Source organism: Kitasatospora sp. NPDC057500, from assembly GCF_042802195.1.
GTDB lineage: Bacteria > Actinomycetota > Actinomycetes > Streptomycetales > Streptomycetaceae > Kitasatospora.
Genome location: NZ_JBHVER010000166.1, coordinates 1 through 18,313 on the forward strand (window position 1 = coordinate 1; position 18,313 = coordinate 18,313).

The window sequence follows — 18,313 nt, forward strand, 5'->3', positions numbered from 1 at the left end:
GCGGCCCCCCCCGCCCCCCGCGCCCCCCCCCCCCCCCCGGCGGGGGGGGGGGGCCGGGGGGCCGACGGCACCCTGCCCCTCGCCGTTCTCGCGCGAGCCGTTCCGCCTCAGGGGCAGATGATGTCGCTCGCCCGCTCGACGCCGTCCGGCTCCGCCCCGCCGCCGCTTCCCGCCCCGTCCGCGTGCGGCTCTCCCACCGGGCCGGACGGCGCCGCACCGGGCGCCGGGGACAAGGGGGTGGCGGTGGCCGTCGGCCCGGCCGCCGGGTAGTCCGTGCCCGCGTACAGCTGGAGGACCGTCCCGAGCCCCGGCACCGGGGTCAGCTCGGCCTCCGGCACCGCGCCCGCCAGCGTCCGTGCCGCGTCGGCCCGGCGCGGGTCGTAGCGGATCACCGTCCGCCCGGCCGCCGTGCCCGCCGGGGCGTTGGACGGAGCCCCGGTGGTGGCGAACCCGGCCCGTCGCAGCTCGGAGTCGACCCGGGCGCCCAGCCCCGCCACCCCCGCCGCGTTGAGCACCTGGACGTGCACCTGCTCCGGTGCGACGGCGGCCGGAACCGCGGCGGCCGGAACCCCGGAGGGAGGGGGCAGGGGACCTCCCTCCCCGGGGTCGTCCGTCGCCCCGCCCGCGCCCTCCGTCAGTGGACGTCCCTCCCGGACGGCGTCGAACAGCTCCTCCGCCCGCTCCTCGTCCCACAGCACCGTCGACCCCCACCCGGCGACCGGGTGGTCCACCGAGGCCAGCGGCACGGTCGCGAAGTCGGCCCGCCCGGCCGTCAGGTCCTTCATCCGGGCCGCCAGGGTGATCAGGTCGTCGGCCGCGAGGTCCTGGTCCGCCTTGACCGAGCCGAGCAGGCTGTCCGTGACCCGGGCCAGCCGGACCGGGTTGAGCAGGGTGCCGCTGCTGGTCACCTCGTGCAGCAGTTGGGCGACGAACCGCTGCTGCCGGTGCATCCGCCCCAGGTCGGCGCTGCCGTCGAGGTGCCGGGCGCGCACGTACTTGAGCGCCCCCGCGCCGTCCAGGGTGCTGGTGCCGGCCGGCAGGTCCAGCCCCGAGTACTCGTCCTTGAGCGGCTTGGAGGTGCAGACCCGGACCCCGCCGACGGCGTCCACGGCGGAGACGAACCCGGCGAAGTTCACCTGGAGGTAGTGGTCGATCCGCAGCCCGGTGTTCTCCTCGACGGTGGCCACGGTCAGCTGCGGCCCGCCCAGCCCGTACGCCGCGTTGATCTTCCCCTTGCCGGCCGGGACCTCCTTGTGGGTCGCCGGGTCTTGGTGGGCGGGGATGTCCACATAGGAGTCGCGCGGAATGCTGATCACACTGGCCCGGGAGCCGTCCCCGGCGAGCTGGACGATCATCATCGTGTCGGTGCAGTGGCAGGACTCGCCCCCGGCGTGCAGGACGCTCTTCAGGGTCTTCTCCGGGATGCCGTCGCGCTCGTCGGTGCCGACCACGAGGAAGGTGGTGGAGCCGTCCTCGGCCGGCCGGGCCCGGTCACCGGTGAAGGCGTCGACCCGGTCGATCGACCCGATGCCGCGCAGGACCGCCCAGCCACCGCAGGAGGTGGCGAGGACGGCGAACGCGACGCCTGCGGCGAGCCGGAGGGGCCAGCGGCGCCGCCGCCGTCCGGGCGAGGCGCCGGCCGGGCCTCCGGACTGGGCGGAGAGGGGGGAGACGGGCATCTCTCGGATGGTAGGGGCGCCCTCGGTCGGGCCGGGTGAGGGCGCGCCGGGGTCGGGTTGTACGGTGGGCCCCGATCGGTGAAACGTTCCTCCTGGTGCTCTCCGGCGAGGTGGAACGTCTCGTCGACGATCCTTCGCACACGGCCGCCTCCGGGCCGGGCACAGCGCCCCAGACCGGGACAAGACGGCACCCCATCCACACCGGTACGGTTGGCCCCGATGAACACCAAGGCTGCTGAGGAGCTGCCGGCGGTCTCCGTGATCATGCCGGTGCTCAACGAGGAACGACACCTGCGTACGGCCGTCCGGCACATCCTGGAACAGGACTACGCCGGGCCGATGGAGGTGGTGATCGCCCTCGGTCCGTCCACCGACCGCACCGCGCAGATCGCCGCCGAACTCGTGGCCGAGGACCCGAGGGTCCGGACCGTGGAGAATCCGACCGGGCGCACCCCCGCGGGACTGAACGCGGCGATCCGCGGCTCCCGCCACCCCGTCGTGGTCCGGGTCGACGGCCACGGCCTGCTGACGCCGGGCTACATCACCACGGCGGTCCGGCTGCTCTGCGAGATGGACGCGGCCAACGTCGGTGGCGTCATGCACGCCGAGGGCGAGACCGAGTGGGAGAACGCGGTCGCCGTCGCGATGACCTCCAAGATAGGGGTCGGCAACGCCGCCTTCCACACCGGCGGCCTGGCCGGCCCGGCGGACACCGTCTACCTCGGGGTGTTCCGGCGCGAGGTGCTGGAGCGCCTCGGCGGCTACAACGAGGAGTTCGTCCGCGCCCAGGACTGGGAGCTCAACTACCGCATCCGCCAGGACGGCGGCCTGGTCTGGTTCACCCCGCAGCTGCGCGTCACCTACCGCCCCCGACCCAGCGTCAAGGCACTGGCCAAGCAGTACAAGGACTACGGCCGCTGGCGCCGGGTGGTCACCCGCTACCACCGGGGCTCGGTCAACCTGCGCTACCTCGCGCCCCCGGCCGCCTTCCTCGGCGTCGTGCTCGGGCTGGTGCTCGGCGCGGCCGTCCACCCGGCCTTCCTGGCCGGCCCCGCCGCCTACCTGCTCGGCATAGGCGTCGGCGCGCTGGTCGAGGGCCGCGGCCTGTCGCCCAAGGCGAAGGCGCTGCTCCCGCTGGCCTTCGCGACCATGCACCTCAGCTGGGGCTTCGGCTTCCTCACCTCGCCGCGCTCACTGGCCCGCAAGGTGATAGGCAGCAGCGCCGCGGCCACCACCGACGTGGTGGCCGAGCGGGGCTGACGCCCGCCGGACCTTCCCGGCACCAATCGGCCAATCCCGCGGACCCGCCCTCCCGTTCCCCCGCCCGGCGCTATCGTCGGGCGCCATGGGGACAGTTGAGGGCGGGTCCGCCGCCGTTTCCGAGGGCGGGGCCCGGGTCGAGCCGACCGCCGACGTCGACGGGCGCGCGGTGCTCGGCGCCGGGACGACCGTCTGGCACCTCGCCCAGGTCCGCGAGGACGCGGTGATCGGAACGGACTGCATCATCGGCCGCGGCGCCTACGTCGGCCCCGGCGTGCGCATCGGCGACCGGGTCAAGCTCCAGAACCACGCGCTGGTCTACGAGCCCGCGGTGCTGGAGGACGGCGTCTTCGTCGGCCCGGCCGCGGTGCTCACCAACGACCTCTATCCGCGCTCGGTGGACGTCGACGGCCGGCTCAAGCGCGGCGACGACTGGCACGCCCGCGGGGTGACGCTCCGTCGGGGCTGCTCGATCGGCGGCCGCGCCGTGCTGGTCGCCGGGGTGACGGTGGGCCGCTGGGCCCTGGTCGCGGCCGGCGCGGTGGTGCACCGGGACGTCCCGGACTTCGCGCTGGTGGCCGGGGTCCCGGCCCGCCGGATCAAGTGGGTCGGCCGGGCCGGCGAACCGCTGGAGCCGGCCGGCGAGGACCGATGGCGCTGCCCGCGCACCGGCGAGGAGTACCGGGAGGCGGACGGCGTGCTCGCCCCGGCCGACGCGTCCTGACGGCGGGCTACTTCGCGCAGACGTCGGTGTCGTCGGCCTGGACCCGCTGGAGGTCCTTGGGCGCCTCGGTCACCGGCGCGCTCGGGGCGGCCGCGGCGGCAGCCGTCGCGTCCTTGCCGAGCACCAGTACCAGCCCGTCCTTGGCGCCCAGCTTCGGGTCCGCCCTGACCGCGTCGGCGGGCAGGCCCAGCGCGGTGGCCAGCGCCGTTGCCTCGGCGGCCTTCCCGGCCGGGTGGGCGATGGTGGTGGCCGCCGCGACCGGCGCGTTGGCGGCGGTCGCCGCCCGGGTGTAGCCCTGCGCCTGGAGCCGGTCGACGGCCTGCTGCGCCTGCCCGGGCGTCCCGGTGCCGTTGCGCACCGACACCCGTAGCGCCTTCGCGTCCGCCGCCGGAGTCGCCGGAGTCGCCGGAGCCGTCGGAGCCGTCGTGGTCGGGGCGGCCGACGTGGCCGGAGCCGAGGGGGTCGCCGGGGCCGAGGGGGCCTCCGGAGCGGTGGCCGCCGTCTCGGTCAGCGACCGGTCGCCCCCGACCATCGAGAACAGCTGCCCGGCGTCCGGCTGCTTGAGCACCAGCCGGTTCTCGTCCGCCGGGTCGTCCAGCACCGGCACGGTGGTGAAGGTGATGTTCCTGGTGTCGACCTTGCTGACGTCCAGCGCGAGGCTGGTCAGCTTGTCGACGCTGCCGATCCCGGAGTCGACGGTGAGCGCCTTGGTGGCGGCGTCCGCGAGCTTCCAGAGCTTGGCCGGGTCGGTCAGGGTGTCGTTGCTCTTGGCCGAGCGGATCATCGAGCTGATGAACTGCTGCTGGAGCGGGATCCGGGAGAGGTCGCCGCCCTGTCCGACGGCGTGCCGGGTACGAACGAAGGCGAGCGCCTCGTCGCCCTGGACGACGTGCCGGCCCTTGCTCATCTTCAGGTGCGAGTCGGGGTCGTTGATGTCCTTGGCCACGCAGACCTCGACGCCGCCGACGGCGGTGGAGAGCGTCTTCACGGCGTTGAAGTCGACCATCATGAAGTGGTCGATCCGGATGCCGGTCATCTTCTCGACGGTCTTCCAGGTGCAGCTCGGGTCGCGGCCCTCCTGCCCGAGGCTGTTGTTGAACATCGTGCGCGCCGTGCCGGGGATGGTCCTCCCGTCGGGCGCCTGGCAGTCCGGGACCGGCACCATCAGGTCGCGCGGGATGCTGAGCACCGTCGCGTTGCTGCGGTCCTTGGAGACGTGGAACAGCATCGTGGTGTCGGCGTGCCCGGCGCTGCCCTCGTCGCCGTACGCGCGGCCCAGGCCCGCCCGGCTGTCGGTGCCGATCACCAGGATGTTCATGGCGTCGCCGACCGGCTTGGGCCGCTCCGCCTCGTTGCCCAGCTGCACCTTGACGGCGGTGATGTTGTTGTTGAAGTGCTGGTACGCGTAGTACGCGCCGCCGCAGCCGGCCACCAGGACGAACGCGGAGAGGCCGCCGGTCCACTTCAGCAGCCTTCGGCGTCGGTTGCGCCGGGCCGCGCCGCGCGCCCGGCGCCGGTCGGCCCGGCCGCCCCCCGCCGTGCCGCCGGTGGTGCCCCCGGTCGCGGCCTCGGCCTCGGCCGCGGTCTCGGGGGTGCGCCGGCGCTGGACGGGGATGCCCCGGGCCGGGTCGGGCGGGGTCCGCCCGGCGTCCGGCGTGACGCCGTGGATGTCCTGCTGCACGGGTGTTCCCCTCCCTCCGACCGGTCCTCCGGCCGGTGCGCGAATTGCGCGACCGACTCGGACACCCTAGACGAGCCGGGTGGGGGAATTGTTCCTGGTGTGATCTCCGCCATGGCGCTGAACGGCAATTCCGCAGGTGAATCAGGTGCTGGGAATTTCCGGTGAGAACCTTTCAAGATCATGATCCGTGTACGGAATGGTGATCCGATGAACCGCTGATCCGCTTCGTCGAGGGTCAGTGCACCGCGCACGCGTCCACGTCGGCCGTCCGCCCCTCGAACGACGGCGGAGTGCTGACGCTCAGTGACGGGGAGGGCGACGGCGACGCCGTCCGGGAGGCCAGCGGGGCCGGCTGGGCCGTCGGCGACGGGCCCGACCCCGGGGGCCGCACCTCCACCGGCCGGTCGTCCCGCAGCGCCGCGAACAGCTGGGTGGTCTGCGGCTGCACGAACTCGTCCCGGTCCGAGTCGAACCGGTACGGCTGCCGAGGCGCCGTCAGGAAGGTCACGTCCGAGGACGGGATTCCTCGCAGGTCCTGGGTCAGGTCGTACAGCGCGCCCAGCGAGGACAGCCCGCCGTCGGCCCGCACCGAGGAGGTGGCCGCGTCCAGTACCGGCCACAGCTTGGTCGGGTTGAGCAGCACGCCCTGCGACTGCACCTTGCGGATCAGCGCTGCGAGGAACTGCTGCTGACGTCCCATCCGCTGGGTGTCGCTGCCGTCGCCGAGGGTCTCCCGGGCCCGGACGTAGCCCAGCGCCTGCTCGCCGCGCAGGGTCTGCCGCCCGGCCGGCAGGTCCAGCTTGGCGTCCTTGTCGTGGATCGGCTGCGGGACGCACACCTCGACCCCGTCGACGGCGTCCACCATCCGCTTGAAGCCGGTGAAGTCGATGATCACGTAGTGGTCGATCCGGATGCCGCTGAGCTGCTCGACGGTCCGGATCGAGCACGCCGGGCCGCCGGTCTCGAAGGCCGCGTTGAACTGCATCAGCGCGGGCCGGCTGCGGGTGCCGTCCGGCTGCTCGCAGGCGGGGACGCTCACCATGACGTCACGCGGGATGGAGACCGCGGTCGCGTGCCGCCGGTCGGCGGCCAGGTGGAGCAGGATCGTGGTGTCCGAGCGCTGGCCCCCGGCCGAGCCGTAGGAGGCGTTGGCGCCGGTCCGGTCGTCGCTGCCGATCAGCAGCAGGTTCTCCGCGCCGCGGGCCCCGGCGGTCCGGGCGGGACGCTCGGCCTCCAGCCGGGCCAGCAACTGGTCGGTGGTGGAGTCGGTGCGGATGTTGCCGTCGAGCTTGCGGTAGGCGATCCAGAGCAGCGTGCCGGAGGCGACCAGCAGGAACGCGAGGGCGCCGGCGGTGATGATCAGCCACCGCCGGCGGCGGCGCCGTCGGCCGCCGGAAGCCTCCGCAATGGCTTCCGGCTCCGCGGCGCCGGCCTCCCCGCTCGGGGGGCGTTCGGTCGGGGGGTGCTCGGTGTCGTCCTCGGCCATGGCAGGCATCCCTACCCGCCGGGCCGGGGCCGGGGGTTACCCGAGGCGCAGTGTCACCCGTTCGGATTCCACCCGCTTCTCCCACTGGGCGGCGTCCAGGCCGTCCGAGTTGCGGCAGAGCACCACCGACGCACCGGCCGCCAGCGGCGCCAGCAGTCCGGCCTCCAGGCCCGCCCAGTCGTCGAAGGAGAGGGTGGACAGCACCCGGTCGCCCGGCCCCACGCCCAGCCGGGCCGCGCCCTCGCGGGCCAGTTGGACGGTCTGCTCCCCGGTCAGCTTCAGCGGCAGGCCGTCGACCGAGGTCTCCAGCGCAGGGGCGTCCGGGGTGACGGGGGAGTAGGGGGCGAACCGGTCGCCCTGGCCGGGCACCTCGGCCGCGTAGTCCAGGAAGCCGTCCGGACGCTGCGGGAACCGCCCGCCGAGCGGACGCAGCGCGAGCGCCACCCGCTCGCCCTCGCAGGCCTGGGCGGCTTCCAGGCCGTCCGGGCCGCTGACCACCAGGTCGGCGGCGGCCGGGTCGCCGCCCGGCACCGCCGCCACCCCGACCGACCAGCAGGCGAGCAGCCAGACGGCGCTCTGCCAGTGGGCCGGGAGGAGCAGCGCGGCGCGGTCGCCGGGACCGGCGTTGAGCTCGTCCTGGAGCAGGTTGGCGGTCTTGGCCACCCAGTTGTCGAAGGTCCGGGCGGAGAGCTCGACGCGTTCGCCGCTGGCGTCGTCGTAGAAGGTGACCAGCGGGGCCGCGGGGTCGACTGAGGGAGTGCCACCTCGCAGGTAAGCGTGCAGCAGCTCGACGGGGGTGCGGGCATCGGCAGCGAAAGGCGAAGTCATGGTGCGCCCCAGCCTACGGCCTTCGGGCGGACGTCCGGGAGGGGTGGTGGCGGCGGCGCCGGGCGGCGTGGCGGGCGGGTCGAGATCCCGTGAACATCCGGCTTACGGGCACTTTCCGCTCCGCCCGCCGGAGCGCTCCCGGACGCCCCCTCACCCCGGTCCCGGCCCGCGTGCGACCAGCTCCCGCAGTTCGGCGGTCAGCGCCTCCGCGAGGTCGGGCCGCCGGTCGTACCGGGCGGGGGTGGTCTGCCACAGCGCGATCCGCCAGCCCGCCCCCGCGTTGACCGCGATCACCGTCTGCAGTGCGTTCAGCGCGGGGTCCACGTCCTGTGCGTCGTCCGGCACCAGGCCGGCGACCGCGTCCAGCTGCGCCACCCCCGGCGCCAGCGCCCGCACCCGCCGGACCTTGGCGACGTACTCGGGCGTCGCGTGGTCGGCGAAGATCCGCCCGAGCTCGGCGGCCATCACCGAGCGGCCGGAGTGCCTGGTCCCGTCGAAGCCGATCACCTCGCCGTCCGCGGCGAACGGACCGGCGAAGGCCGCGCCGTCCCGCTGGTTCCAGCCCTCCAGCACCCGGTGGTAGAGGGCCCGCACGGCGCTCTCGTCACCTGGGGCCAACCCCGCCACCCGCGTATCGTTCATATCCCCATGGTCGGCGGACAACGGAGGAGGCGCACGACGATGAACGGCGGCAGCGTGCCCGCCCCCAGGGCGGCCGCCGACGGCACCGCGGCGGTGCGCCGCTGGCGGCCCGGCTTCCCGCTGGACGTGGCCCGCACCCTGCTCCCGCTGCGCCGCGGCCCGGCCGACCCGGCGTACCGGACGACCGCCGACGGCGCCGTCTGGCGCGCCTCCCGCACCCCGGCCGGAATCGGCACCCTGCGGGTGCTCGCCCGCCCCGCCGAGGGCGTGGTCGAGGCGGGCGCCTGGGGCCCGGGCGCGCAGTGGCTGCTCGACCGGCTGCCCGGGCTGCTCGGCGAGGGCGACGACCCGGCGGGCCTGGTCCTGCCGCCCGGCCCGCTGCGCGAGGCCCAGCGCGAGGTGGCCGGCGTGCGGCTGGTCAGGACCGGCCTGGTCATGGAGTCCCTGGTGCCGGCGATCCTGGAGCAGAAGGTCACCACCGGTGAGGCCTACCGCGCCTGGCGCGCCCTGCTGCGCTCCTACGGCACCCCGGCGCCCGGGCCGGTCGAGGAGCTGTGGGCGGCGCCCTCGGCCCGCGAGTGGTCGCAGGTGCCGAGCTGGGACTGGCACCGCGCGGGCGTGGACCCGAAGCGCTCGGCCACGATCCAGCGCGCCGTCCGGCTGGCGGCCCGGCTGGAGGAGGCCTCCGGGATGGACCACGAGGCGTCCTTCGCCCGGCTCACCGCCGTCCCGGGCATCGGCGTCTGGACGGCCGCCGAGACCCTCCAGCGCAGCAACGGCGACGCCGACGCGGTCTCGGTCGGCGACTTCCACCTGCCCAACACGGTCGGCTGGGCGCTGGCGGGCCGGGTCCGCAGCGACGACGCCCAGATGCTGGCCCTCCTTGAGCCCTACCGCCCGCACCGCCACCGCCTGTGCCGGATCGTCCTCGCCGCCGGCACCCACGCCCCCCGCTTCGGCCCCCGCCTCACCCCCAACGACCACCGCCACCGCTGATGCGAGACACTCCCGTGGTGTACACCTCCAGGTGTACGCTCGACCCATGGCTGAATCGCTGAGCATCCGTGAAGCCCGAGCCCACCTCGCCGAGGTCGTCACCAAGGCCGAGTCCGGTGAGATCACGGTGATCACCCGCAAAGGCGAACGCGTCGGCGCGGTGGTGCCGATCGAGGTCCTCGACGCCATAGAGGCAGCGGCGGACGAGCTCGCCGCCAGGGAGGCCGAAGTGCACCGCAATGACCCCACGGTCAGCATGGCGGAGTTGCTGGCCGACCTCTTCGAGTCGCCTCCGGACTCGGCCGGGAGCGCCGCGTGAAATACGCCTTCCGCTTCACCACGCACGCTCAGCGCCAGTTGAGGGTGATCGGTCAGGTCGAGGCCATGCGAATCCTCACCGCACTGACGGCCCTCGGCGACGACCCGTTCGCCGAGGGCCTCGGTGTGAAGAAGCTGGCCGGACACGTCGGCCTCTACCGCCTGCGGGTGGGCGCCTACCGCGTGGTCTACGAGGTGGAGGGGGGCCGGATGATCATCCTCGTGGTCAACGTCGGCAATCGCCGGGACGTGTACCGCCGGCTCTGACTCCTACCGGACCTCGATGAAGGCGTCCGCCGTGCGGTCGGGCCGGGGGCGGGGGGGTTCGGCGGGGTGGCCGACGGCGACGGCGCCCATGGGGTCCCAGGTGCCGGGGAGGTCCAGGGCGGTGCGGACGGTGTCGCGGCAGAACATGGTGGAGGAGACCCAGGCCGAGCCGTAGCCCTCGCCGGCCAGGGTGACCAGGAGGTTCTGCACGGCGGCGCCGACCGCGACGGTGAACATCTCCCGCTCGGCGGTGGCGCGGCGCTCGTCGGGGTAGTCGTGCGAGCCGTCCATCACCAGGCAGGGCACCACCAGGTAGGGGGCGTCCCGCAGGACGTTGCCGCGGGCGGTGCGGCGGGCGATCTTCTCCTCGTCCCAGCCGTCCAGTTCGGCGAGGTCGCGGCGCCAGGCGGCGAGCATCGCGTCCAGCAGCCGGGTCCGCACCTCGGGGGTCTCCAGCAGGACGAACCGCCACGGCGTGGTGTGGTGCGGCGCGGGCGCGGTGGCCGCGGCGGCGACCGCGCGCCGGACGGCCTGCGGGTCGACCGGCTCGGCGGTGAAGGCGCGGACGGTGCGCCGCTGGGTGACGGCCTGCCGGATCGCCTCGGAGGTGCCGAGCCGGAACATGTCCTCGGCGGCGGGCCGGATCAGCGGCCGGGCGCCCTCGCCGTCCTCGTCGGTGACCAGGTGGCCGAGGCCGCGCACCACGGCGACCGGGGTGCCGGTGGCCTTGCCCTTCACCAGGTCGGCGGCGGCGGCGAGCTCGTCGGCGGTGGCGGTGACGGTCTGCGCCAGCTCGTTGCCGTGCGAGTCGGTGCGGCCCCGGTGGTCCTCGACGACGGGCAGCCCGGCGGCGCCGATGGCGACGTCGGTGAGCCCGTTGCGCCAGGGCCGGCCGAAGGTGTCGGTGAGGACGACGGCGAGCCGGCGCCCGGTCAGCCGCTGGAGCCGGGCGCGCAGCGCGCGGGCGGAGGCGTCCGGGTCCTCGGGCAGCAGCAGCACGGTGCCGGGGGCGGTGTTGGAGGCGTCCACCCCGGCGGCGGCCATGACCAGGCCGTTGCGGTTCTCGACGATCCGGGTGCTGCCGCGCCGGGCGACCAGCCGGACGGTCTCGGCGTCGATCGCGGCCTCCCGGTCGGCGGCCTCCAGCACCCGGCCCTCGGCCTTGCTGACCACCTTGGAGGTGACCAGCAGGATGTCGCCGTCCCGGTACTCGGCGGCCTTGGCGATCAGCCCGGCGAGGTCGCAGCCGGCGTCGATCTCGGGCAGCCCGTCGACGGGGAGGACCTGGAAGGTCATCCGCGCACCTGCTCGGCGAGCGCGAGGGCGGCCCGGGCCATCTCGGCGGTGGCGGGGACGTCGGTCATCAGCAGCGGGACGGCCCGGCAGGCGATCCCGCCGGCCTCGACGGCGGCGACGGCGGCCTCGTCCGCGGTGTCCACCAGCCACCCGTCGATGAGGCCCTCCCGTCGCCCACCACCGCCCTCGCTCGTGCTGCTTCGCAGCGCTGCCCTGCTGCCGTAGTTCAGCGCGACCGCCTCGGCGGTGGTCTCGACGCCGACGGCGGCGAGCACCTTGTCGGCCATGCCCCGCACCGGTGCCCCGCCGATGATCGGGGAGAGCCCGACCACCGGGGCGGACGCCGCGGCGACGGCGGCCCGGATGCCCGGCACGGCGAGGATGGTGCCGATCGAGACGACCGGGTTGGACGGCGGGAAGAGGATGACGTCGGCGTCGGCGATCGCCTCCAGCACGCCGGGCGCCGGCTTGGCGGTGTCCGCGCCGATCGGCACGATCGCCTCGGCGTCGACGGCGGCGTGCAGCCTGACCCAGTACTCCTGGAAGTGGATCGCCCGGGTGCCCTGGTCGTCGGTGATCCGCACATGGGTCTCGACCCGGTCGTCGCTCATCGGCAGCAGCCGCACCCCGGGCCGCCAGCGCACGCAGAGCGCCTCGGTGACCTGGCTGAGGGTGTAGCCGGCGGTGAGCATCTGGCTGCGCACGAGGTGGGTGGCGAAGTCGCGGTCGCCGAGCCCGAACCATTCGGGCCCGACGCCGTACTCCTTCATCTCGGCCTTGATGGACCAGGTCTCGTCGGTCCGGCCCCAGCCCTGCTCCTCGTGGATGCCGCCGCCGAGGGTGTACATGACGGTGTCGAGGTCGGGGCAGACCTTCAGCCCGTAGAGGTGGATGTCGTCACCGGTGTTGCCGATGACGGTGATCTCGTCCTCGGGACCGATGGCCTCCCGGAGTCCGCGCAGGAAACGCGCTCCGCCGATCCCGCCTGCCAGTGCCACGATGCGCATGCGCCCATCCTGCCACGCGCCGACGGGTCGTCAGCCCGGTCCTCGACCGTCCGCCGCCGTGCCCCGGCGGGCCCGGCCGGCCTCAGCCGACCTCGGCGGACGCCTGCGGGTGCTGCTCGGGGACGGCCGTGCCGCCGTACTGGTTCATCTCGGTCAGGCCGGGGCTGTAGAGGTGGATGGAGACGGCCGGCTCCAGCGAGCCGTTGACCACCTCGTGCAGGTACCCGGCGGAGAACACCCGCTGGCCTCCGGGGCGCAGCGTCCGGGCGCCGTCGCCGGCGTGCGTCAGGGAGCGTTCCACGAGCTCGCCCCGGACGACGGTCATCACGCCGGAGGAGGCGCCGTGGTCGTGCAGGCCGCTGCTCTGGCCGGGCAGCCAGCTGAGCAGCCAGACCTCGTAGCCGGGGCCGGTCTCCAGCCGGGCGTACCAGCGGGTGAGTGCGTCGTAGCGGACCAGCGGCTCCCAGCGGGCGCGGTCGGCGGCGATCTCGCGGACCAGCCGGGAGTGGTCGGCGACGGTGACGGGGTGCCCGGGCAGGTCGGTGCGGGCGAGGTGCGGGAAGGCCAGCGGGTCGCCGGCGATGGAGACGTCGCTGAGGCCGTCGGCCCACGGGTGGTCGCCGGGGTGGCCACCGGGGCGGGCGGCCGGGGAGGGGGCGACGGGGCGGGTGACGGCGCGGAGGGTGTGTCGGGCGAGCTTGCTGCGGTCGCGGTTCCGCTTGCGGATGCGGATCATTCGCACGGGAGTCGTCCTCGGAAGGGCTGGGTCGTCAGGGGATCAGCCGGATCCGGGATGTCCTGGGGCGGGAATCGCGGGCGGCCTCTGTGCTTCCTGGGCGGCGCGCGGCGGGACGGCGGGCGCCTAGATACAGCGGCAGGAACAGAGGCGACAACAGGAGTTCGCGGCACGGCGGAGGGCGGAACCGCTCCGGGGGCTGGCGAACTCTGACATGGGGGCAAGGAGATCGCATCCGCGGGGGCGCTGTCAACTCGGCGAGAGCGGACATTCGGGGGAGATGGGTCATGAAGTACCCGATGGGGTGATAAATCACCCTCTATGTTTCGATGGGAAGATCGCCGGGAAGAGAGGGCGGTGACCGGCCTGTGGCGGTGACTGCGCGTCACCCGGCCCCCGGTCGCGAAGGGTTCACCGGCCTTCGAGGGCAATCGGGCGGAGGTCCGATGTGTCCGGTTATGTACACTATTCGTAACGGCTTGGTGCCGGGGAGTGAATCCTGGCCCCAATACCAGAGCTCGGCTTGACTGGGCCAGAGTGACGCAACTGTAATTTCACTCGTGTCGTCGGCCGCACGAGGCAACGGCAACCACGGGGATGCCAATAGGGGCAGAGGAGGCGCGCCACATGAGCGAGCTCTTTGAGCTGTTGATCGGTGACGGCATCGAGGAGGAAGAGGAACTCGGCTGGCAGGAGCGCGCGCTGTGCGCCCAGACCGACCCGGAATCCTTCTTCCCCGAGAAGGGCGGCTCCACGCGCGAGGCCAAGAAGGTCTGCCTCGCCTGCGAGGTCCGCTCCGAGTGCCTGGAGTACGCCCTCGCCAATGACGAGCGCTTCGGCATCTGGGGCGGCCTCTCCGAGCGCGAGCGCCGCCGGCTCAAGAAGAGCGCCGTCTGAACGGGGTGGACGCGTCCCCCGGATCACCGGACCCCGGATCCTCGAACCACCGGCCCGCACGGGCGGCCGGCGACGAAGCGCCTCACCACGGGTGGTGAGGCGCTTTCGCGTTCCCGGACGGGCGCCGGGGCGGACACCGTGGACGGAGCCGCCACCGGGAGCCGTTAGTGTGGTGCGCCATCCGGTTGCCGTTCACCGGCTGTGTCCACCGAGAACTGGGGCCCGCGCACGCGATGACCGTCTACAGCCACCAGAGCGGCCTCTCCTCCAGCAGGCCGCCCGCCTACCCGCGCCACCTGGTCACCGCCGTGATCGTCTCGCACGACGGCGCCCGCTGGCTGCCCCGGGCCCTCGCCGGCCTGCTCGGCCAGGACCGCCAGGTCCAGCGCGTCCTCGCCGTCGACACCGGTTCCACCGACGACTCCCCGCGCCTGCTCGCCGAGACCCTCGCCGACTGGCTCCCGGAGAGCGGCCCGACCGTCCTCGGCCGCCGGGCCGGCTTCGGCACCGCCGTCGCCGAGGCCGTCTTCAACAGCCCCCCGCTGCGCCCCGAGGACCTCCCCTACCGGCTCGACCCCTCCGGCTACGACCCGGTCACCGGCGGCTGGGACGACTTCGGCGACCCCCTCGGCGAGCAGGACGACCTCGGCCGCGGCGGCCCCCGGGAGACCCGGCCCGTCGAGTGGCTCTGGCTGCTGCACGACGACTGCGAGCCGCAGACCGACGCGCTGCGCCGACTGCTCCAGGTCGCCGACTCCACCCCCAGCGCCGCCGTCGTCGGCCCCAAGCTGCGCAGCTGGTACGACCGCCGGCAGCTGCTGGAGGTCGGCGTCAGCATCGCCCGCTCCGGCCGCCGTTGGACCGGGCTCGACCGCCGCGAGCAGGACCAGGGCCAGCACGACCAGGTGCGCCCGGTGCTCGCCGTCTCCTCCGCCGGCATGCTGGTGCGCCGCGACGTCTTCGAGGAACTCGGCGGCTTCGACCGGGCGCTGCCGCTGATGCGCGACGACACCGACTTCTGCTGGCGGGTCAACGCCGCCGGCCACCGCGTCGTGGTCGCCCCGGACGCCGTGCTCCGGCACGCCGAGGCCGCCAGCCGCGAGCGCCGCGCCATCGACTGCGGCCCCGTCCACCCGCACCGGGTGGACAAGGCCGGCGCCGTCTACACGCTGCTCGCCAACTCCAAGGGCGCGCTCTTCCCCTACGTCCTGCTGCGGCTGGTGCTCGGCACCCTGCTGCGGGTGGTCGCCAACCTGCTCGGCAAGGACCCCAAGCAGGCCTTCGACGAACTCGCCGGCCTCGGCCACGAACTCGTCCGGCTGCCCCGGCTGCTGGCCGCCCGCAAACGCCGCGCCCGCAGCCGCGCCGCCGACGCCCTGGACGACCGCACGCTCTTCCCCGCACCCGGCGCCACCGCCCGGCTCGCCGTCGAGGGCGCCATCGGCTCGCTCGGCATAGGGGGCGGCGACGACGCCGGCGCCGGCCGGCACGGCACCGCCGAGGCCGGCGGCGACGAGGACGCCGAGGACCTGGTCGTCGAGCAGTTCGCGCTCGTCAAGAAGCTCGTCCGGCGCCCCGCCCCGGTGCTGTTCGCGGCCCTGCTGGTGTTCGCCCTGGTCGCCTGCCGCGGCCTGCTCGGCGGTGACGCCCTGTTCGGCGGCGCCCTGCTGCCCGCCACCGACGGCGCGGCCGGGCTCTGGTCGGCCTACGCCGACGCCTGGCACCCCGTCGGAACCGGCTCCACTGCCGCCGCACCGCCCTACCTCGCGGTGCTGTCGATCCTCTCCTGGATGCTGTTCGACCACGCGGACCTCGCGGTCACCCTGCTGGTCGTCCTCGCCGTCCCGCTCTCCGCCGTCAGCGCCTACCTTGTCTCCCGGCCGCTGATCGACTCCAAGCTGGTCCGCGCCTGGGCCAGCGCCACCTACGCGCTGCTGCCCGCCGCGACCGGCGCGCTCGCCCAGGGCCGGATCGGCACCGCCGTCCTCGCCGTGCTGCTGCCGCCGCTGGCCCGCGCCGCCGCGATCACCGCGGGCCTCGGCATCCGCGACGAGAGCGCCGCCAAGGGCGCCCGCCCCGGCTGGCGCCCGGCCTGGATGACCGTCCTGCTGCTCACCCTGGCCACCGCCTTCGTCCCGCTGGTCTGGGCGCTGGCCGTCCCGCTCTGCCTGGCGATGCTGGTCACCGCCGTGGTCCGCGGCGGCGCCTTCGGCTCCGGCGTCACCGCGCTGCGGCTGCTCGGCCTGCGCGTCCTGGTGATCCTCGCGGTGCCGGTCGGCGTGCTGGCGCCCTGGTCGCTCCAGGTGCTCGCGCACCCCCAGTGGCTGCTGCTGGAGGCGGGCCTGCCCGGCCTGCACGGCGCCGGCCCGACCGCCACCGGACTGCTGCTGGTCAACCCGGGCGGCGCCGGGGTGCCGCCGGTCTGGCTCTCCGCGGGCGTGGTGCTCGCCGCGCTGGCCGCCCTGCTGCGCGCCGACCGCCGCCGCGCGGTGCTCGCCGCCTGGGGCGCGGCCGGCGCCGGACTGCTGTTCGCCGTCGCGGTGGCCGGCACCTCGGTCACCCCGGCCTCCGGCGGCCCGGCCGTGCCCGCGTGGTCCGGCCCCGCCACCCTGCTGGCCGGCGTCGCCCTGCTGGCCGCCGCCGCGATCGGCGCCGACGGCGCCAACGCCCGCGTGGCCGGCATCGCCTTCGGCTGGCGCCAGCCGGTCGCAGCCCTGGTGGTGGCCGCCGCGCTGCTCGCCCCGCTGGGCACCGGCCTCTGGTGGGCCGTCACCGGCGCCGACGGCCCGCTGCACCGCGGCCGCGGCGACCAGGTGCCCGCGTTCATCGCCGAGCAGGCCGGCACCACCGACCGCTCCCGCACCCTGGTCGTCACCGGCGACCCGAAGGGCGGCTCGGTCGCCTACACCGTGGTCCGCGGTGCCGGTCTGACGCTCGGCCAGGCCGAGTCCACCGTCGACCCGGCCACCGGCACCACGGCCGGCCTGGACCGCACGGTCGGCAGCCTGCTGGCCGGCTCCGGCGCCGACCAGGCGGGCGCGCTCTCTCGCTACGGCATCGCCTACGTGCTGGTCGACCAGCCGCTGATCGGCGCCTTCAAGGACGTCCTGGACACCACCCCCGGCCTGGTCAAGGCCAACCAGGACGGCGGCGCCGCGCTCTGGCAGGTCGACGGCACCCCCGCCACCCGCGCGCTCATCACCGCCCCGGGCACCGTCCCCGTGGTCGTCCCGTCCGGCGAGCGCGACCTCGACACCACGCTGCCGGCCGGCCCCGAGGGCCGGGTGCTGCGGCTCGCCGAGTCCGCCGCCCCGCAGTGGAAGGCCACCCTGGACGGCACCGCCCTGGAGCCGGTCACCGTCGACGGCTGGGCGCAGGGCTTCAAGCTCCCGGCGGGCGGCGGCAAGCTGGTCGTCACCCGGGAGGGCAGCCTGCTGCACACCGGCTGGATCTGGGCCCAGCTGCTGCTCGGCCTGACCGTCCTGGTGCTGGCCCTGCCCGGCCGGCGCAGCCACAAGGACGACGACCTGCCCGAGGACGTGGTCGAGGCCGCCGCGCTGGCCGCCGCCGCCCAGGCGCAGGCCCCGGCCCCCGGCAGCCGCCGGGCCCGCCGGATGGCCGAGCGCGGCGAGGGCGCCGAGGTCGAGGCCCCGGACACCGACGAGCCGGACGCCGGGGTGTACGAGGGCCGGCCGGGGGCGATTCCGGCGCAGTCCGCCGTCGAACCGGCGGCCGCGGCGGTCCAGGCGGCCGCCGCCGCGCAGGAGGCCGAGCCGTACACCGACCCGTACCAGGCGTACCCGCAGGCCGACCCGTACAGCTACGACCCCTACGCCGCGCAGCAGCCGGTGGGCGGGCCGTACGGCGGCCAGGGGTACGGCGGCCAGGACGGCTACCAGCAGCAGGGCTACCCGGCGTACCCGGCGGACCAGCAGTACGGCTACGACCCGTACCAGCAGATGGGCCGGCAGCAGGCGGGCCAGCAGGTCGGCCAGCAGCCCTGGGTGCCCGGACAGCAGCAGGCCGAGCCCTACTACGAACAGCCGGACCCGAACGAGCCCCATGACCCGAACGGCCCGCACGGCCCCGGCCGGTACCCGCACCACCACGGATCGGGGAGCTGACCCGCGATGAAGAAGCCCGCCTTCAGGAAGAAGTCCGCCGCGCCGGGCACCGCCCCCGCGGCCGCGTCCACCGGGACCCTCGACGGCGCCCCCGCCCCGAAGGGCTCCGGCGCTGCGCGGACCACCCGGTCGCTGCTGGCCGCGGGCGTGGTGCTCGCGGCGGTGTTCGGCATCGCCGAGCTCCGCCCGCCGGCCGCCCCGGCCGCCACCGGCCTGGCCACCGCCACCTCGGCGCAGGTCGAGCGGAGCACCGCGGTCTGCCCGCAGCCGCTCCAGGGCCTCACCGGCTCCACCACCCTCACCGCGTACACCCCGCCGGGCGGGGGGGTGGCCGCCGGCGGCGCCGGCTGGCTCTCCGACGCGGCCGCGCCC

The 18,313-nt window shown here is 75.0% G+C and carries 15 protein-coding genes and 1 pseudogene; 8 read left to right on the plus strand and 8 right to left on the minus strand.

Translation table 11 applies throughout. The features are described from left to right. Positions 1–107: 107 nt before the first annotated feature. The gene (locus ACFU74_RS27960) at positions 108–1,679 is read right to left on the minus strand and encodes an LCP family protein (RefSeq protein WP_380761595.1); all 1,572 of its coding nucleotides are present in this window, start codon (positions 1,677–1,679) and stop codon (positions 108–110) included. Positions 1,680–1,898: 219 nt separating this feature from the next. Here ACFU74_RS27960 and ACFU74_RS27965 point away from each other — a divergent pair, with 219 nt between their 5' ends. Both ACFU74_RS27965 and ACFU74_RS27970 read left to right on the plus strand, forming a co-directional pair. Beyond that, positions 1,899–2,939: a glycosyltransferase family 2 protein gene (locus ACFU74_RS27965; RefSeq protein WP_380761597.1), complete on the plus strand. Its 1,041-nt coding sequence runs from the start codon at positions 1,899–1,901 to the stop codon at positions 2,937–2,939. A gap of 85 nt (positions 2,940–3,024) precedes the next feature. Next, entirely contained in the window at positions 3,025–3,663 is a 639-nt protein-coding gene (locus tag ACFU74_RS27970) for an acyltransferase (RefSeq protein WP_380761599.1), read from the plus strand. Between the two features lie 7 nt (positions 3,664–3,670). Here ACFU74_RS27970 and ACFU74_RS27975 read toward each other — a convergent pair whose 3' ends face one another. The 4 genes from ACFU74_RS27975 to ACFU74_RS27990 form a co-directional block, all read right to left on the minus strand. Then, complete coding sequence (locus ACFU74_RS27975) at positions 3,671–5,344, minus strand: LCP family protein (protein ID WP_380761601.1); 1,674 nt, start codon at positions 5,342–5,344, stop codon at positions 3,671–3,673. A 235-nt stretch (positions 5,345–5,579) separates the two neighbouring features. Further along, positions 5,580–6,830, minus strand: coding sequence for an LCP family protein (locus ACFU74_RS27980; RefSeq protein WP_380761603.1), 1,251 nt, complete (start codon positions 6,828–6,830; stop codon positions 5,580–5,582). A 36-nt stretch (positions 6,831–6,866) separates the two neighbouring features. Next, a complete protein-coding gene (locus tag ACFU74_RS27985; RefSeq protein WP_380761605.1) occupies positions 6,867–7,658 on the minus strand; it encodes a TIGR03089 family protein in 792 nt (263 codons plus the stop codon). 150 nt (positions 7,659–7,808) lie between these two features. Next, positions 7,809–8,300 (minus strand): SgcJ/EcaC family oxidoreductase, encoded by a 492-nt coding sequence (locus ACFU74_RS27990; protein ID WP_380761607.1) that lies wholly within the window; start codon positions 8,298–8,300, stop codon positions 7,809–7,811. A 39-nt stretch (positions 8,301–8,339) separates the two neighbouring features. On the opposite strand from ACFU74_RS27990, the gene ACFU74_RS27995 reads away from it, so the two are divergent. Genes ACFU74_RS27995 through ACFU74_RS28005 form a run of 3 tightly spaced genes read left to right on the plus strand, consistent with a single transcriptional unit; the run spans position 8,340 to position 9,881 of the window. Beyond that, positions 8,340–9,296 carry a DNA-3-methyladenine glycosylase family protein gene (locus ACFU74_RS27995; protein ID WP_380761609.1) on the plus strand — a complete coding sequence of 319 codons (957 nt, stop codon included), beginning with the start codon at positions 8,340–8,342 and terminating at the stop codon, positions 9,294–9,296. Between the two features lie 46 nt (positions 9,297–9,342). Beyond that, on the plus strand, positions 9,343–9,615 hold the full coding sequence (locus ACFU74_RS28000) for a type II toxin-antitoxin system Phd/YefM family antitoxin (protein ID WP_380761611.1): 273 nt from the start codon (positions 9,343–9,345) through the stop codon (positions 9,613–9,615). Next, positions 9,612–9,881 (plus strand): type II toxin-antitoxin system RelE/ParE family toxin, encoded by a 270-nt coding sequence (locus ACFU74_RS28005; RefSeq protein ID WP_380761613.1) that lies wholly within the window; start codon positions 9,612–9,614, stop codon positions 9,879–9,881. The genes ACFU74_RS28000 and ACFU74_RS28005 overlap by 4 nt, the downstream gene beginning before the upstream one ends. Positions 9,882–9,884: 3 nt before the next feature. On the opposite strand, the gene ACFU74_RS28010 is transcribed toward ACFU74_RS28005, so the two are convergent. The 3 genes from ACFU74_RS28010 to ACFU74_RS28020 form a co-directional block, all read right to left on the minus strand. Next, on the minus strand, positions 9,885–11,177 hold the full coding sequence (locus tag ACFU74_RS28010; RefSeq protein WP_380761615.1) for a coenzyme F420-0:L-glutamate ligase: 1,293 nt from the start codon (positions 11,175–11,177) through the stop codon (positions 9,885–9,887). Then, positions 11,174–12,184 carry a 2-phospho-L-lactate transferase gene (gene cofD, locus ACFU74_RS28015; protein ID WP_380761617.1) on the minus strand — a complete coding sequence of 337 codons (1,011 nt, stop codon included), beginning with the start codon at positions 12,182–12,184 and terminating at the stop codon, positions 11,174–11,176. The genes ACFU74_RS28010 and cofD overlap by 4 nt, the downstream gene beginning before the upstream one ends. Before the next feature lie 82 nt (positions 12,185–12,266). Next, positions 12,267–12,920 (minus strand): cysteine dioxygenase, encoded by a 654-nt coding sequence (locus tag ACFU74_RS28020; protein WP_380761621.1) that lies wholly within the window; start codon positions 12,918–12,920, stop codon positions 12,267–12,269. Positions 12,921–13,547: 627 nt separating this feature from the next. On the opposite strand from ACFU74_RS28020, the gene ACFU74_RS28025 reads away from it, so the two are divergent. From ACFU74_RS28025 to ACFU74_RS28035, 3 genes and pseudogenes are all read left to right on the plus strand, one after another. Next, positions 13,548–13,817, plus strand: coding sequence for a WhiB family transcriptional regulator (locus ACFU74_RS28025; protein ID WP_030310813.1), 270 nt, complete (start codon positions 13,548–13,550; stop codon positions 13,815–13,817). Between the two features lie 233 nt (positions 13,818–14,050). Next, positions 14,051–17,941, plus strand: coding sequence for a glycosyltransferase (locus ACFU74_RS28030; RefSeq protein ID WP_380761619.1), 3,891 nt, complete (start codon positions 14,051–14,053; stop codon positions 17,939–17,941). Between the two features lie 6 nt (positions 17,942–17,947). Beyond that, positions 17,948–18,313 (plus strand): annotated as a pseudogene (locus tag ACFU74_RS28035) (hypothetical protein); the annotation flags it as partial.